15 protein-coding genes are annotated in these 16,368 nt (G+C 65.0%); 2 read left to right on the forward strand and 13 right to left on the reverse strand.

What is annotated here, in order from left to right; all coding sequences use genetic code 11:
- Positions 1-40 precede the first annotated feature (40 nt).
- From ACFOES_RS11355 to ACFOES_RS11375, 5 genes are all read right to left on the reverse strand, one after another.
- Positions 41-1,417 (reverse strand): HlyD family type I secretion periplasmic adaptor subunit, encoded by a 1,377-nt coding sequence (locus ACFOES_RS11355; RefSeq protein WP_377833388.1) that lies wholly within the window; start codon positions 1,415-1,417, stop codon positions 41-43.
- 3 nt (positions 1,418-1,420) lie between these two features.
- A complete protein-coding gene (locus ACFOES_RS11360) occupies positions 1,421-3,166 on the reverse strand; it encodes a type I secretion system permease/ATPase (RefSeq protein ID WP_377833389.1) in 1,746 nt (581 codons plus the stop codon).
- Between the two features lie 164 nt (positions 3,167-3,330).
- Entirely contained in the window at positions 3,331-5,625 is a 2,295-nt protein-coding gene (locus tag ACFOES_RS11365; RefSeq protein ID WP_377833390.1) for a calcium-binding protein, read from the reverse strand.
- Positions 5,626-5,750: 125 nt separating this feature from the next.
- On the reverse strand, positions 5,751-6,377 hold the full coding sequence (locus ACFOES_RS11370) for a hypothetical protein (RefSeq protein WP_377833391.1): 627 nt from the start codon (positions 6,375-6,377) through the stop codon (positions 5,751-5,753).
- Positions 6,377-7,237 (reverse strand): helix-turn-helix transcriptional regulator, encoded by an 861-nt coding sequence (locus ACFOES_RS11375; RefSeq protein ID WP_377833392.1) that lies wholly within the window; start codon positions 7,235-7,237, stop codon positions 6,377-6,379. The genes ACFOES_RS11370 and ACFOES_RS11375 overlap by 1 nt, the downstream gene beginning before the upstream one ends.
- 741 nt (positions 7,238-7,978) lie before the next feature.
- Here ACFOES_RS11375 and ACFOES_RS11380 point away from each other — a divergent pair.
- Complete coding sequence (locus ACFOES_RS11380) at positions 7,979-8,500, forward strand: hypothetical protein (RefSeq protein WP_377833393.1); 522 nt, start codon at positions 7,979-7,981, stop codon at positions 8,498-8,500.
- Positions 8,491-8,766, forward strand: a complete 276-nt coding sequence (locus ACFOES_RS11385) for a response regulator transcription factor (RefSeq protein WP_377833394.1) — start codon at positions 8,491-8,493, stop codon at positions 8,764-8,766. The genes ACFOES_RS11380 and ACFOES_RS11385 overlap by 10 nt, the downstream gene beginning before the upstream one ends.
- 175 nt (positions 8,767-8,941) lie before the next feature.
- Here the strand turns inward: ACFOES_RS11385 and ACFOES_RS11390 are convergent, their stop codons facing one another.
- The 8 genes from ACFOES_RS11390 to ACFOES_RS11425 all read right to left on the reverse strand — a co-directional run bounded on the left by ACFOES_RS11390 (position 8,942) and on the right by ACFOES_RS11425 (position 16,335).
- On the reverse strand, positions 8,942-10,066 hold the full coding sequence (locus ACFOES_RS11390; RefSeq protein WP_377833395.1) for a c-type cytochrome: 1,125 nt from the start codon (positions 10,064-10,066) through the stop codon (positions 8,942-8,944).
- Entirely contained in the window at positions 10,050-11,321 is a 1,272-nt protein-coding gene (gene soxC / locus ACFOES_RS11395) for a sulfite dehydrogenase (protein WP_377833396.1), read from the reverse strand. The genes ACFOES_RS11390 and soxC overlap by 17 nt, the downstream gene beginning before the upstream one ends.
- A 79-nt stretch (positions 11,322-11,400) precedes the next feature.
- Complete coding sequence (gene soxB / locus ACFOES_RS11400; RefSeq protein ID WP_377833397.1) at positions 11,401-13,092, reverse strand: thiosulfohydrolase SoxB; 1,692 nt, start codon at positions 13,090-13,092, stop codon at positions 11,401-11,403.
- A 181-nt stretch (positions 13,093-13,273) separates the two neighbouring features.
- Positions 13,274-14,119 carry a sulfur oxidation c-type cytochrome SoxA gene (gene soxA / locus ACFOES_RS11405; RefSeq protein ID WP_377833398.1) on the reverse strand — a complete coding sequence of 282 codons (846 nt, stop codon included), beginning with the start codon at positions 14,117-14,119 and terminating at the stop codon, positions 13,274-13,276.
- Positions 14,120-14,181: 62 nt separating this feature from the next.
- The gene (gene soxZ / locus ACFOES_RS11410) at positions 14,182-14,511 is read right to left on the reverse strand and encodes a thiosulfate oxidation carrier complex protein SoxZ (protein ID WP_377833399.1); all 330 of its coding nucleotides are present in this window, start codon (positions 14,509-14,511) and stop codon (positions 14,182-14,184) included.
- 20 nt (positions 14,512-14,531) lie between these two features.
- Positions 14,532-14,951, reverse strand: a complete 420-nt coding sequence (soxY, locus tag ACFOES_RS11415) for a thiosulfate oxidation carrier protein SoxY (RefSeq protein WP_377833400.1) — start codon at positions 14,949-14,951, stop codon at positions 14,532-14,534.
- A gap of 30 nt (positions 14,952-14,981) precedes the next feature.
- Positions 14,982-15,458: a sulfur oxidation c-type cytochrome SoxX gene (gene soxX, locus ACFOES_RS11420; protein WP_377833401.1), complete on the reverse strand. Its 477-nt coding sequence runs from the start codon at positions 15,456-15,458 to the stop codon at positions 14,982-14,984.
- 295 nt (positions 15,459-15,753) lie between these two features.
- Entirely contained in the window at positions 15,754-16,335 is a 582-nt protein-coding gene (locus ACFOES_RS11425) for a SoxW family protein (RefSeq protein WP_377833402.1), read from the reverse strand.
- Between the last annotated feature and the right edge of the window lie 33 nt (positions 16,336-16,368).

Genomic DNA, 16,368 nt, shown 5'->3' on the forward strand with positions numbered 1-16,368 from the left:
GAAAGCAGGGCCGGCCCTCACCTTGCAGTCGGGCCCGCCATCAGTCGGGCTCGCTCAGCGCCACCTCGAGGCCGCCGTAGATCGGGAACAGCAGGTAGTCGGCCAGGGTCTGCTCGCCGGTGGCCACCATCACCGTCGCCGGCATCCCCGGCAGCGCCTCGACATGTTTCAGGTGCTGCAACTCGCCGGCGTTCAGCGTCACCTCGGCGGGATAGTAGGCAATGCCCGTCGTCTGGTCGGCGACGCTGTCGGCCGCGACATAGCTGACCGTGCCCTTCACCATCGGCGTCGTCCGGTAATTGTAGGCCGACAGCCGCACCCGGGCCTCGCCGCCCTTGGCGACATGCTGGATATCGGTGGTCTTGACCCGGATCGCGACGACGAGCGGGCTGTCATTGGGCACGATCTCGACCACCTTCTGGCCGGGCTGGATGACCTGGCCGATGGTGTTGATCTCGAGCGAAACGATCTTGCCGCTGCCCGGCGCCCGGATGGTCAGCCGCTCGAGGATGTCGCGGGCGGCGTCGATCCGCTGCCGGATATCGACGATCTGCTGCTCGGTCGACTGGCGCTGGTCGTTGATCTTGCCGATCATCTGGCGCTCGACCTGGAGCTTGCGCTCCTCCATCTCGGCGATCTGCTGAAGCACCGATTGCAGGTCGGTTTCCGCCACCTGGATCTGGCCCAGGAGCGAGGTCTGGTCGCGCCGGGCATTGATGTAGGTCGCCTTGGTGGCGAGCCCGGCCTCGTAGAGCTTGTGCAGCCCGTCGAACTGGTCGTTCACCAGGTCGAGCTGCTTGTCCAGCGTGTCGCGGCGCTTGGCTATGCCGGCCTTCTGGTTGCGGTATTGCTCGATGCGGTCGTCGTAGATCGACAACTGGCCGGCAAGCTGGGTCATGTCGGATTCGAAGATGTCGACCTGGGCGCGGAAGATCGAGGCCAGCGTCGGATCCTTGCGGACCATCGCCGCCAGTTCCTCCGGCATCGGAACGTGGTCGGCGCGGTTGAACTCGGCCACCAGCCGCGCGCGCGTCGCCAGCGCCCCGGCAAGCTGGATCCGGAGCACGTTCAGCGTCGCCCGCGCACGGGTCTGGTCGAGCACGGCGATGACGTCGCCCTTGTGCACGGCGTCGCCATTGGCGACGCGGATATCGCGCACGATGCCGCCCTCCATGTGCTGGACGACGAGCCGCTTGCCCTTGACCTGGAACTGGCCCGAGGCGACGACCGCGCTGTGCATGGGCGAGATGAAGGCCCAGGTTCCGAGGCCACCGAAGAAGAGAAGCGCCAGGGTCAGGAGCCAGAACACCAGCCGCCGCACCTTCAGGTTGGGCTCGACGATGGTCGGCCGGTCCGGCAGCCGGTCAGTGAAGCCGACTTCCGTCGCAGGACGCTTGATGAGAGATGATCCGGTCATGGCTTAGCTCCCCTCTGCCGCGGTCTGCAGCCTGTGCGGGCGCCGCTGGAACACCGCGATCTTGTCGTCGTCCCCGCGTTCGCTGCCGGAGGCCGGCCGCACCGTGGCCTCGAGAACGTCGCGGGCGACGCCGAAGCGGACGATCCGCCCGGCATCCATCATCGCGGCGTGGCTGACGCGGCGCAGGATCGCCATCCGATGCGTCACCACCACGACGACGCAACCGCGCGCGGTGGCATTGACCACCGCCCGGGCCAGCGCCTCTTCGCCCTCGGGGTCGAGGTTCGCGTTCGGCTCGTCCAGCACGATCAGGCGCCGGTCGCCGTAGAAGGCGCGCGCCAGGCCGATGCGCTGGCGCTGCCCGGCCGAGAGCCGCTCGCCCATCGCGCCGACCGGGGTGTTGTAGCCCCGCGGCAGCGACAGGATCAGGTCGTGGACCTCGGCCCTCTTCGCCGCCTCGACGATCATCGAGGGCGCGGCATCGGGATCCATCATGGCGATATTCTCGGCCACGGTGCCGCCGAACAGCTCGACCCGCTGCGGCATGAAGCCGACATAGCGCCCGATCTGCTCGGCCGGCCAGTCGGTCAGGGCGGCGTCGTCGATCCGGACATAGCCGCGCGACAGCGGCTGCAGGCCGACCAGCGCCCGCGCCAGCGTCGTCTTGCCGGCCCCCGAGGGGCCGATGACGCCAAGCGAGGTGCCGGGCTTCAGATCGAGACTGACGCCGAAAAGCACCGGCTCCTGAAGGTCCGGGAACATCACCGTCGCATCCTCGACCGAGACATGGCCGTCGGGCTCGGGCAGTTCCATCAGCGCGTCGGCCGCGGCGCGGCGCTCGAGGATCAGGCCCAGCCGGCCGGTCGCCTGGCGCGCCGACATCAGCGCCCGCCAGCCGGCGATCGCCTGTTCGACCGGCGCCGCGGCGCGGCCCAGCAGGATCGAGGCGGCCATCATCAGCCCGGGCGTCAGGTGGCCGTCGATCACCAGCAGCACGCCGGTGCCGAGCAAGGTGATCTGCAGCCCCATACGGGCGAACTTGGCCAACGAGCCCATGAGGGCGATACGGTCATTGGCGAGACTGGACAGGCCCATGGCTTGCAGCCCCTTGGCCCGCCAGCGCCAGATCAGCGACCGGGTCATGCCCATCGCGCGAACGATGTCGGCATTGCGGATCATCTCGTCGGCGATCATGTTGGCGCGCTGGGTGGCCTCGTTCGATTCCTTGCTCGGCCGCCGGCCCAGGATCTCGTTCAGAACGCCGAGAAACAGAAGAATCAGAATGCCGGACAGCGCGATCACTCCGAGATCCCAGTGGAACAGGAAGATCACCCCGATGAAGATGACCGACCACGGCGCGTCGAGCAGGGCCGTGAAATAGGGGCCGCTGACGAAGTTGCGCAACTCCTGCAGATCGCGCAGGGGCTGGGCGCCCATCGCCTCGGCCACCGACCGGTCGTCGATCAGCCCGCTCATCACCGACGGGCCGAGAGAGGCCTCGATCCGTGCGCCCAGGCGGGCCGACAGCTTCTGCCGGACGATATCGAAGATAAGAAAGAAGAGCAGCGCGAACGCTGCCCCGACGGAAATGGCGACCAAGGTGGCCATGCTTCCCGAGGTCATCACCCGGGAAAACAGCTGCAGCATGTAGAGCGGCGCCGTTAGGATTAGCAGATTGACGAAAAGGCTGGACAGAAAGATCGCCAGTATCAGCCCACGTTGTCCGTCGAATACTTGTCTGCTTGTCATCTGTGTGCCTCCCCCCGGACCGCCACATCAAATTTCTTTTTTCCTGAAGGCGCCCTGGCCCAAGTCCTTTCGACGTGGCCGGGGGACCATTATCAAAACCTCGAGCCAGGACTGGAGGTCGCCCGACCCCAACGTGGGGCCGGGTTCCCTCGTCTCGGATCGGATCAGACGATCACGATGTCGACGGCTTCGTACTGGAAGTTGCCGTCGCTGAAGTCGTTGATGTCCGACAGCTCATTGAACACGAACATCGGGTTGTCGGTGTGAACACCCTCGAGGGTGATCGTCGCACCGTCGATCTGAACGGTGGTGTCACCGCCGAACATGCTGACATGCGCGTCGCCGTTGAGCTGGTTGAACATCTGGGTGTCGTTCATGCCGCCACCCGACTGATCCTCGATGCGGAAGGTCAGCTTGTCGCCGTCGCCCAGCATCGTGAAGTCGTGCACGACATCGGTGCCATCGGACGAATGGAACTGCGAACCATCCCAGACCAGGTGGACCTCGAAGACATCGCAGCCGCTGCCGCCGGTGAGATCGTCGTCACCACGGCCGCCATAGAGGAAGTCGTCCCCTCCATCGCCGGACAGCGTGTCGTTGCCGTCGTTGCCGTTGAGGTCGTCGCTGTTGCGCCCGCCGTTCAGCACGTCATTGCCGTCGCCGCCGCACAGCGTGTCGCTGCCGTCGTCGCCGTTCAGCACGTCGTTGCCGCTGCCGCCGCCAACATTGTCGTTGCCGTCGCCACCGCTCAAGGTGTCGTCGCCGGAGCAGCCGCGCATGATGTCGTTGCCGCCGTCGCCGTACATCTCGTCGTTGCCGCTGTTGCCGGCCATGTTGTCGTCGCCTTCGCCGCCCGACATGCAGTCGTTGCCGCCGGCGCCGAACATCCGGTCGTCACCGTCGTCGCCCCACATGTGGTCGTCGCCGTTGCCGCCGTTCATGCAGTCGTTGCCGGAGTCGCCGTGCATCCAGTCGGCGCCGTCGCCGCCGTCCATCTTGTCGCCGTCTGCGCCACCGTTCATGGTGTCGTCGCCGTCGGCGCCCTGCATGCAGTCGTAGCCGTCACCACCGTTCATGACGTCGTTGCCGGTGCCACCGTTCATCAGGTCGCCGCCGTCGTCACCGTCGATGGTGTCGTCGCCGCTATTGCCGACCAGGGTATCGCCGGCCGTGCCGCCCGAGATGTAGTCGTTGCCGGTGCCGCCGGAGACGAAGTCATGGCCGGAACCGCCATAGAGCTCGTCATCGCAGCCTTCGCCGAAGATCTTGTCCCAGCCCGAGCCGCCGTGGATCACGTCGCAGCCTTCGGGGCCCTGGTCGGCTTCCGGATTGCCGTCGAACTGCAGGCAGTCGGAACCCGGCACTTGCGCCACCCAGCGGGCACCGCCTTGGTCGCCGTAGATGACATCGCAGCCGGCCTGGCCGAGGATCCAGTCATTGCCGCTGCCGCCACGGATGAAGTCGTCGCCGGCACCGCCGTTGAGCGCATCGTTCTCCGAGCCGCCATCGACGAGGTCGTCGCCGCGGCCGCCGAACAGCCGGTCAGCACCGGATTCACCGAAGATGATGTCGTTGCCGGCACCACCGTCCGCGAAGTCATCGCCGGCACCGGCAAAGATCGTGTCCGGACCGCCGACGAAGTCGGTGATGTCGCCACCGCTCCAGGTGTCGGAGCCGATATCGAGATCGGTCTGGTAGCCCTGGCGGATGTCGCCGTAGATCTCGTCAACGCCGTCGCCGCCGACGATGTAGTCGGCGCCCAGGCCACCCGAGATGCTGTCGTCGCCGTTGCCACCCGAGATGTCGTCGTCGCCCTCGTTACCGTAGAGAACGTCGTTGCCATCCTCGCCATGGATGCAGTCGTCGCCGCCTTCGCCGGCCACGCAGTCATCGCCCGCGCCGGCATAGATGGTGTCGTTGCCGTCATCGAGCGACTCGCTATCGCCATCATCGCCGATGATGTGGTCGTTGCCGTCACCGCCCCAGATCCCGTCGTTACCTTCGCCGCCCTTGACGGCGTCGTCGCCGGTCCCGGCGCTGATGGAATCGTCGCCGGTGCCGCCGTCGATGGTGTCGTTGCCGCCCTGACCGTAGATGGTGTCGTTGCCATCGCCGCCGGCGAGGCAGTCGTCGCCGTCATCGACGGTCTCACCGGAGACGTTGTCACCCCAGATGATGTCGTTGTCGGCGCCGCCCTGGATGGCATCGCCGCCCAGGCCACCGGAAATCGAGTCGCAGCCTTCCTCGCCATTGAGGTAGTTGTTCATCGAGTTACCGAGGATCGCGTCGTCGCCCTCGCGAGCTTCGTAATTGTCGGGCGAGCCCATCAGACGCAGGTCGACCCAGTCGTCGCCGATCGTGCCGATGCCCACCGCGCCGTTATTGCCATCCACGCAGAGAAGATCGGGATCGCAATCGGGAACGACGCATTCCTTCCAACCGTTCGTGTCAACAGTCATGGAAACTTCCTCCAGCTATATGCGGGGCCGCCCATCCGCCCTTCGGCTTCGGTACGGCTCCGATTGAAAATCCGGCTCAATCCGGTCCTAAACGGGGGAGGCTCAATATTGCCCCTCCGATGCCTTCATTTCGCCAGATTTGCTGAGGCCTCACTGCCCCCATCCGGGAACAAAATGGGAGAAACCGGGCTCTGAACGTCGCTTTTCGACCCCAGAACGCCTGAATATACAGCGTTGATTTCAGTAGAAAAACCCAAGCCGACAACGAGCCCCACCACGCCGGCCGCAAGCCATTGCAGAGCGATTCGCGCTTTCGCGGGCCGGGCCGTCCCACGCGATTCGACGGCCCTTTCCACCATGCTGTGCAGCAGCGGCTCGAGTTCGACGCGCAGCGCCCCCTCCATGCTGTTCACCGCGCGCTCGATCTGCTCGAGGCGGGCGACGAAATGCGCCTTGTCCTCGGCGAAGCGGGCGGCCTGCTTTTCGTCCAGGCCCTGGTTCAGCGTCGTGATCATGTTCACGATTCGCTTGTGCAGCTCGCCGATGTCGCGGCGCCGGGCAAGGGCCTCGTCACCCTGCATCAGCGCCTGGCGCAGTGCCTCGATCTCGGATTTCGGACGCGCCACCTCCGGCTTCTTTGCGTTGGCAGTCTCCGCCTCGCGCTCCTGGTCGGGGCGCAGCGGCTGCTCGAGCCGCAGCCCCTGCCCGCCCGATACGTTCGTGTCGAATTTCTCGTTCTGAAAACTGGTCATCACTGCCTTCCCCCGTAGGCCTGCCAGGTGAGCATCTGGGCGATCTCCGCCCGCGAGTTGAGCTTGAGCTTGCCAAGCACCCGCTTGCTGTAGGTCGAAAACGATTGCTCGGTCAGACCCGCGATGCGGGCGGCCGAGCGGTTGGACATGCCGAGCTGCAGCAGCGCGGCGACCCTGGCCTCCGACCGCGTCAGCCCCAGCGCCCGGGCCAGCCGCTCGACCCGCTTGGAATCGGGCGGCGACGGCATCATCACGGTGACGAGGTCGGTCGGCTCTCCCTTGTAGCAGAAGCGCGACAGCGTGATCGGCACCTTGCGGTCCGGCTGGCTCGATTCGAGAAACAGCGTCACTTCCGATTCCTCGGCCGGCATGACGGCGCAATTGGCCACCGCCTCGCGAAACAGGCGGGTCTGGCGGTCGTTGACGCCGGCGATGCCCCAGCGCCCGGGCCGCAAGACATAGCCCTGGCGCAGCAGCGCCCGCGCCGAGGCGTTCGCCTTCAGCATGATGCCCTTGGCGTTCATCACCATGACGCCGATGTCGATCTTGGTCGAGATCATCCACAGCAGCGCCTCGTCGCCGGTCTGGTCCGCCTGTTCGCGGGCCTCGCGCAGGCAGTCGCCGCGCAGCACCGGCCAGATGGTGGACAGGAAACCGACCATCGCCGCCTCGTCCGGCTCGCCATTGACGCGCACGGCCACCTCGTCGCGCCGGCCGTCCTCGTAGACGCCGTGGAAGGCGATCCACTTGCCCGGCGCAAGGTCCCTGTTGGCGTAGTTGTCGAGCCTGGCGATATCCTCGGGCTCAAGCGGAAACGAGACGAAAGCGTCGGGCCTCCGCCTGTCCTCCTGCGTCGTCATTGCTGCGATGACATTTGGCTCTTCCGCGCGACGCGGCTGGCGTGTTCCCAGCACAACGCGTCCCTTGTCGGTATCAAGCGTGACCACGGCCAGGTCCGTCAGACCCGATAGAGTGTGCCGCAAGACGCCGGAATAGCTCACTTCGCCCTTATTCAGGGCAGATCTCTGGCGTACGTTCACTTTGCCCCCCCCGGAACCGAAAAACTTCGTAATGCAATAGTTCCAGCTTACCACTTCGCGAGAATGAATCCGCAACGCGGACGGACTACGCCATTCGGAGCAGGATCGCCCCGTTGGGCGTAGGGGAGCGCCTCCGCCTTATGGGCACACGACGAAATGGGTAGATCCGCAGCAGCTATAAATCGCCAGTTGTCATCGCCATGCCAGCGTCTCTTTCTGGTTGTTCATATTGTAGCCGATTTGGGATATCCCGATACGGAGCATCTGCCGTAAACTGTTCTCAAGCCTGTGAAAAAACTTTGTGGCGGAGACGTGGAATACCTCGGAAGGCGCTCTTTTCTTGCATTTTGCGATCGCCTGTGGCCTCATAACGTGAAGTTGATGTCGATTGAACAACAAGTCGTTTGGGTGATCGCTCCGTGGTCTGGCTAGCCTTTTGGTACATGGGTCAGGCCGCCGGAGCCGAAAGTTATAATTACCTTGGCCCCGCCACTGATTCCGCCATTTCGGAATTCGGATTCGGCACTGCTTTGCAAGGGTTGAGGAAGGGGGGACGGCATTGTGACAATAACGGTTGTTTCCAAATCCGCAATAATACGCGAGGCAATTGCCTATACATGTCGCGATAATGGATTGGTCATTTCGGGAATGTATGATTCCTATGCCGGCCTGACGCGCGCGAATTTCGGCGAGGTCTTTCTGATCCATGTCGACGACCTGGCGACCGACCTGTCCGAACGGATCAACGCACTGACCGGGCGCTATGCCGATGTCCGGGTCGTGGCGCTCGTTCCCGAGACATTGCCCGCCGCGCTTCGCGATGACATGGCCGAATGCGTGGACGCGATCGTCAGCGAGGCGGCCTCGGCCGACAAGCTGATCGCGACGCTGCGTCAGTACGAAAGGGAGGCGGCCGCGCAGTTCGCCGCGCAGTTCTCGGAGCGCCCGGTCGAGTGGGCCGGGCCGGCACGCGCCGATCCGCCCCCGCCCCCGCCCGCAGCGGCCCCCGGCCATCGGGACAGCCTTCTGCCCTGCCGGCGGAAGCGCCCGAACCGCCGGTCGACGCCGCCGCCGTGGAACTGACCGACCGGGAGAGCGTGATCCTCGGCCATCTTTGCGCCGGCCATCCCAACAAGATGATCGCGCGGTCCCTGAAAATCAGCGATGCCACGGTGAAGGTGCATCTGCGCACGGTGTTTCGCAAGATCGGCGTCAGCAACCGCACCCAGGCGGCGCTCTGGGCGAGCCGCCATCTCGATCCCGCGCTTGTCGCGAATTGCCCGGACTCTCTTTCCCGGACCGAGGAGCCCTACGAGGATACGGTGGGCCGGCAACGGAGAGAGTCCTGAACGCGCCGTGGCTGCGGCCCTGCCCGAAAGGCGCAAGCCGGACGGTCGCGGGCACGGGCACGGGCGCAAGAGGAATGGGCGCAAAAGGAATGGGCGGCGGGAAACCCGCCGCCCAAATCCATTTCCGGGGCAAGCCGCATGCGCCAGGCCGGATCCATCCGGCCTGGCCGCCGCCCTACTTCTTGAACGAGTCGAGATAGGCGATGACCGCGTCGCGCTCGCTTTCCTTCTTCAGGCCGGCGAAGGTCATCTTGGTGCCCGGCACCATGTCCTTCGGCTTCTTCAGATAGGTGTGCAGCGCCTCGTTGGTCCAGATCAGGCCACCCTTGCCGGCATCGATCATGGCCGAGGAGTACTTGAAGCCGTCGACGGTGCCGGCGGTGCGGCCGATCACGTCGGTCAACTCGGGGCCGACCCGGTTCTTGGCGCCCTCGCCGACCATGTGGCAGGCCTTGCACTTCTTGAACACCTTCTCGCCCTTGGCAACCAGCTCCGGGTCCGGCGCGGCCGCGGCCGGCTCGGCGGGAGCCGGTTCCGCCGGGGCGGTCTCGGCCGAGGCCACCTGCTCTTCCGCCTTCGGCGCGTCGGCGGCGGCCTGGTCGTCGCCTGCCGGGGCTTCGGTCACCGGGGTGACGTCGCCGCCCTCGAAGGTGTCGCCCGCATCCTCGCCTTCCGGCGTGACGTCGAGGACCGAGGCGGTCTTGGTGATCTTCACGTCGGTCTTGCAGTCGCTCATGCAGGGCTCGCGGGTGAAGGCGATCTTCTCGCCCTGGTCCCGGTCATCCATGAAGAACCCGTCGGCGTTGGGCATCTTCACCGAGGTGAAGTTCTCCTTCGACAGCTCGAAGTCGTCCGGCACGATATCGTTGAGATACAGCAGGTAGGCGACGATCGAGTAGGTCTCGTCCGCGGTCAGGGTGCGCGCGTCGCCGAACGGCATCGCGCGGTGGATGTAGTCGAAGGCCGTCGACAGGTAGGGCCAGTACGAACCGATCGTCTTGACCGGGCGGCGGGCCTGAAGCGTGCCCTGGCCGCCGGCCAGCACCGGCCAGCGGTCGACCGCCTCGCCGAAGTCGCCGTGGCAGACCGCGCAGCGTTCCGAGAAGATCTGCTCGCCGTCGGCCGCGTTGCCCTTGCCTTCGGGCAGGCCCTGGCCGTCGGGACGCACGTCGATGTTCCAGGCCTTGATCTCGGCGGGCAGAGCCGGTCGGCCGAGGCCGAGCTTCTGCGCCATCACGGGCTGGGCGAAGGCCGCCGCGGCGAGCGCGGTGCCGAGCGCGAGCTTACGAAATTTCGACATTCTCTGCCTCCCCGTCCTTGTTGACCGACCAGGTCTGGATCCCGTTGTTGTGGTAGATCGAGTTGTTCCCGCGGAACTTGCGCAGCGCGTCCTTGGTGGGCTGGACGTAACCGGTTTCGTCGATCGCCCGGCTCTGCAGCAGCAGCGGCGAGCCGTCCCAGTCGAACTCGAAGTAGAAGCGGTGCAGCGACTTGTCGAGGCTCGGGCCCGACAGGCGCGCGGTGTGCCAGTTGACACCGCCGTCGAGGGTGACGTCGACCCGCTTGATGGTGCCGTGGCCCGACCAGGCCAGGCCGGTGATCACGGTGCGGCCGGGACCGTGGGTGATCGGAGCCTGCGGGCTGGGATTGGTGATCACCGACTTGGCGTCCATGACCCAGGTGAATTTCCGCGCCTTGCCGTTCGGCATCAGGTCGGTGTATTTCGAGGTCTCCTCGCGCTGCTCCCAGGGCTTGTCGCCCACTTCGATGCGGCGCAGCCACTTGACCCACATGTTGCCTTCCCAGCCGGGAACGACCAGGCGGACCGGGTAGCCCTGCTCCTTGCGCAGTGCTTCGCCGTTCATCTTGAAGGCGACGAGGCAGTCGTCCAGCGCCTTCTCGATCGGGATCGAGCGGGTCATGCCGGCGGCGTCGGCGCCCTCGGCCAGGATCCACTTGCCCTCGGTCTTGACCCCGGCCTCTTCCAAGAGCGCCCGCAGCGGCACGCCGGTATACATGACGTTGTGGATCATGCCGTGGGTGAACTGGCAGCCGTTGAGCTGGGCGCCGGCCCATTCCATGCCGCTGTTCGCCGCGCATTCCATGAAGTGGATGCGGTTTTCGCGCGGGAAGCGCATCAGGTCGTCAAGGGTGAAGACCAGCGGCTCGTCGACCAGGCCGTTGATCATCAGCCGGTAGTCTTCCTTCGGGATCTCCGCCGCGCCGCCGTGGTGGCGCTCGAAGCACAGGCCGTTCGGGGTGATGATCCCGTCCAGCGCGTGCAGCGGGGTGAAGTTGATCGACGAGACCGAATCCGCGGTCAGCCACGGCACGTTGCGCCGAATGACATCGGATTCGTATTTCACCGGCATCCCGTAGGGATGCACGTCGACCCCGTCGCCCAGAACGGTGTTCCAGGGCTGGACCTGGGTGATCAGCGGATCAGGGGTGGCGGCGCGTGCCGCCGTGCCGCCGGCGACCAGTGCGCCCCCCGCGGCGAAGCCCGCTTTCAGAAACCCGCGGCGGCTGGTGCCTTTGCCGGATGTCTCCGTCATGCGTCATCCTCCTAGTGTTAGCTCGACCGGCACGGCGGCGCGGCCATGTTCAAGAAGTCCTGTTGGATTTGATCGTCTGTCAGGCGCCGGTGACGTGAACCGATTTGTTCGGATCAACCTCCACGGTGCCCTGTTCCTTGAGCCAGGTCTCCACGACGTCCCAGATCGCCGGCCCTTGGGTACCTTCATTCACACTCGCCCAGCCGGCGACCACGTAGGTCTTGGCCGGATCGATCTTCTCGCCGGTCTTGAGCAGCGTCATGTTGGTGATGCGGCTGCCCTGCGGCTTGGACACGTCGATGTCGTAGCCCATGCCCCCCATGCGAACCATGTCGCCGCCCTGCTGGTAGTAGGGATCGGGGTTGAACAGGTTGTCGGCGACGTCTTCCATGATCGTCTTGATCGTCTCGCCGGTCATTTCCGACCGGTAGGCGTTCGGATAGGTCATCGAGGTCGCGTTGAAGACGTCCTCGCGGGTGATCGCCTCGCCCGGCAGGATGCTCGGGCCCCAGCGGAAGCCCGGGCTCATGGCGATATCGGCCTCGCGCTGGTCGATCAGCGCGTTGCAGATCAGGTCGTCCCAGGTGCCGTTGAAGTTGCCGCGACGGTAGAGCAGGCTGTCGGTATGGCCGACCACCTCTTCCAGCTCGGCCTTGTAGGGCGCGCGCTGCTCGTCGATCAGCTTGGCCACCTCGGCATCCGGGGTGATGACGTCGGCGAAGATCGGGATCAGCTTGTGGCGGAAGCCCATCAGCTGGCCCTTCTGGACGTCGAGGTCGAGACGGGTGACGAACTTGCCGTTCGAGCCCGACGCGATCAGCATCGTCTTGCCGACCATCACCGGCTCGGGCAGCGCGTCATGGGTGTGGCCGGTCAGGATGACGTCGATGCCCTCGACCTGGGCCGCCATCTTGCGGTCGGTGTCGAAGCCGTTATGCGACAGCAGCACGACCAGCTCGGCGCCCTTGCCGCGGACCTCCTGCACGACCTCGTGCATACGCTCCTCGCGGATGCCGAAGCTGTATTCCGGGAACATCCATTTCGGGTTGGCGACCGGCAGGTAGGGGAAGGCCTGGCCGATGACGGCCACCTTGACGCCGCCGCGCTCGAACATCTTGTAGGGCTCGAAGGCCGGCTCGTCCCATTCGGCGTCGAAGATGTTGGCGCCGAGGAAGGCGAAGGGCAGCCCGTCGACGATCTCCTTGATCCGCTCGGTGCCCAGGGTGAATTCCCAGTGCGAGGTCATCGCGTCGGGCTTGAGCGCGTTCATCACGTTGACCATGTCCTGGCCGGCGGTCTTGAGGCAGGTATAGGAGCCGTGCCAGGTGTCGCCGCCATCGAGGAACAGCGCGTCCGGCCGGTCGGCGCGGATCGACTTGAGCACCGTGGCAACCCGGTCGATACCGCCCATCTTGCCGTAAGCCTTCGCCAGCGACGCGAAATCCTGGTAGGTCAGGGCATAGGCCTCGGGCGTGCCGGGCTTCATGTTGAACATCTTCAGGAAGTCGGCGCCGGTGACATGCGGCGGCAGGCCGTGCACCGCGCCGACGCCGAGATTGATTTCCGGCTCGCGGAACCAAATCGGCTTGAGTTGCGCGTGGATATCGGTAATGTGAACAAGCGTTACGTTACCGTAGGTATCGAAATCCAGCAGCTGGTCCTGGCTAAGCGCCTGTTGCGCCGCCAGTTTCGCCCAGTTGCCGACGCCCGAGGCCCCCCAGATGGCGGAGGCTGCAACGGTGGCTTGAAGAAAGTCGCGCCGCGAGATCATTCCGGTTCACTCCTGTCGTCCGGGCAAAGCAAGCCCCCGCACGGAATCGATCCCGCGCCGGGCCTCTGCCCCAGTTTGATAAATGGCCAAACGAATACCGTGCGATTGCCGAGCGATGAAAATGCGTCGCTGGGAGATGGGGTGGGACGCGCGCCCCCGCCGCGCGCCCCGCTGTTCGGGTTCAGGGACGAACCGCCACGCCTTCGACCGAGAGGCCGTTGCTGCGCGAGGCCACGTAGAGCTCGAGGATGCGCAGGGCGTCGGTCCCCTCCTTGTAGGTCTCGGCACGGGTATCCCGCACGCAGCCCTTGAGGCGGTTGTGGATCGACACCAGCTTGGCGGTCTTGAGACGATAGGTCGGGAAGCCGTTGAGCTGCCCCTGCGACAGATGCTCGGCCCGGATGTGGTTGCCGTAGTTCTGTTCGTGGCAGCTGGCGCAGGACAGCTCCAGCATGCCGGTGCGGGTGTAGTACATCTTCTCACCCTCCTTCCAGAACTTCGCGGCGGCGCCGTCGGTGGCAACCGCCATCGGCATCCCGCGCGACTGCACCGAGATCGCGGCCACCATGTCCTGCATGTCGGCGCTGTTCCAGCTCCAGGCTTTCGCCCCCATGCGGGTCGTCCGGCAGTTGTTGATGTAGTCTTCCATCGACCACAGCTTGCCGTCCTTGTTGACCTTGGGCATATGCGTGCGCACGCCCTTCATCTTCTCGATATCGCCGTGGCACGAAGCGCAGGACTTGCCCTCCGAACCATCCGCCACGCTCCAGTTCTCCGTCCCGGTTTCGGCCCCGGTCATGCCCGGGTTGTCGAAATCGTCCATTTCCATGGCCTGGGTGCTGGGATCGTGGAACAGCCAGCCCGAGTAGACATTGGTCAGACCCGGGATGTTGTCAGGCGCCTTGACGCGCGTGACCATCTGCATGTCGCCGTTGATCACCAGTTCCTTGCCGGGATCGGGGTCGTCGCCCGCCGCCTGCGCCATCCCGGAAAGGGACAGCGTGACCAGGGCCACGACCGCCGTCATCGCTTTTGCTTGCGTCCGCATTTTCATCATCTCTCCTCCCTGACGAGTGTGAAACACGGCGCTTAGCTAACCGCGATCTTCTTCGAAGTGTCGTAGACCGACCCGTCGTCGTCGTACCAGGTGAACTTGAACTCACCCGAGGCGTCGACCTTGGCTTCGAATTCGAAGTAAGGGTTGGCGGACACGGCCGGATCGAGCTCGACGTCGATGACGTTCTTGCCGTTCAGGTCGCAGGTGAAGCGGTTGATGATCTCGCGCGGGATGATCTTGCCGCTCTTGTCCTTGCGCTGGCCCGATTCCATCGGGTGGCTGATCAGGGTCTTGATCGTGACCACGTCGCCGGCCGAGGCCTTGCTCGGAACCTTCACGCGGGGTTTGACATGCTTTGCCATTGTCGTTGTTCTCCTGTTCCTCAGCCGCCGCAGCCGCCGATGGTCACTTTGACGGTCGCGGCGGTCTTGACGAAGCTGCCGTCGCCCATCTTGGCGATCGCGATCACGTCCTGGGTTTTCGCCAGGCGAATGCGGGTCGAGGCCATCTGCGAGCCCGATGCGGGGCCGAACTTGAAGGTGCAGACCTTGGGCGTCGGGTTGCCCGAGGCGAGCACGAGGATTTCCGAAGCGCCGGGCGCCTCGACCGAGATCGGAACGGTGTTGCCGTTCTCGGCGATTTCCGGGGCGGTCAGCGTCACGTCGCCCTCGCCCATCGAAGCGCCGCCGGTGAAGGCGGAAATTACATCGTCGATCGCCGCGGCATTCGCCGACAGCGGCAGCATCGCAACCGCGATACCGCCGGCGCCAACCACCAGGGCTTCACGTCTGGTCAGGTTCATCATTCTCTCCTCAGTCCTGAAGGGCTCAGGTCATTGTTCCTTGAGCGTTTCGAGGAAGGCCACCACGTCTTCGATCTGCTGCGCGCTCAGGATCGGCTTCAGATCGGCCGGGGCGGCCTTACCGGTGTAATGGTCTCCGGGGCGGATGAAGCCCGAGACCTTGTAGAAGGGCGGCATCACCGACCCCTCGTAGGTCATCTTCGCGTTGGCCACGATGCCCCGCAGCTCGGCTTCGTTCCAGCGATCGGCGACGCCGTCCAGCGACGGGCCGATATCGCCGGGGAACGGATATTTCGCGAGCGCGGTCACCACGTGACAAGCGATGCAATTCCCCATGGACTTGGTGGTGAAGATCTTCTCACCCGCAACCGGGTCGCCCGGCTTGCCGGTCAGCGACTGGGCCACCGCACCATCTACGAACTTGACGTCATCCGGCGCAGTTTCAGCATTGGCATAGCCGGCGACAATGGCCGCTGCGGCAATACCCAGCACGATCTGGCGCTTCATATGGAGTCCTCCCTGGCTTCCCTGCGTCACGGAGTCGACCTCCCTGTCGATGCTCCGAGTCGTACCGTAACGGAAGCGTGACGCGGCGTGCAATATAAAATTCCAATTTTTGCATGTGAGCGGATATGTTCTTTTGAACACATCGACGGCGATCTGCCGGCAGATGCCGCGGCGCGGCGCGCCGCGCGCGCAGTCGCAGCATGGCCGCTCAATTTCTGGCGATAAATATACTTAAGCATCAATGCTTTAGTATAGACCGGCCGCGACCATCGCCGCGACCGAACCCTGTTCGCCGTCAGTCCGTCTTGCTCTTAGCGAGTTGACGCTGAAGGTATTTCTGGAAGTTCTCGCCGCTCTCGTAGCCGTGATCCCGGACCCATTCGAACAGCGCCTTGGTGGTGCCCTTGCCGAAGGCTCCCGGCATCGTGACCACGGCCGCCTGGGCGGCGGTTTTGCCTTCCGGAATCTCTTCGGGCAGGAAGATCAGCGTCGGCGTGAAAACGACGCCCCAACGCTGCGCCATTTCCTTCTCCGGCAGCACCGTGCCGTCGAAATCGGTCACTTCGGTGTCGCCGAACAGGTTGATCTGGTCGACGAAGTAGGTATCGCGGATGATCTTGTCGATCGCCGGGTCGGGGTAGACCTCTTCCTGCATCTTGGTGCAGTAGATGCAGCCGCGCTGCTCGATCATGATCAGCAGCCGCTTGCCCTGGGCGTTGGCCTCGGCCAGGTCGTCGGGCAGGTTCTTGAAGGTGTCCTGCAGCCAGGTCGGCTTGTGCAGACCGTCGTCGCCGATCGGCACCTCGGCGCGCGCGGGCGCCGTCAGGACGAGGCCGCCGACAAGAAGCGTGGCAAGAGCGATGGTAAGGCGTCGCATGATGTCCTCCCGTTACATGCTGCGGGCAGAGCC

It is taken from the genome of Acidimangrovimonas pyrenivorans (assembly GCF_042643245.1).
Lineage (GTDB): Bacteria > Pseudomonadota > Alphaproteobacteria > Rhodobacterales > Rhodobacteraceae > Acidimangrovimonas > Acidimangrovimonas pyrenivorans.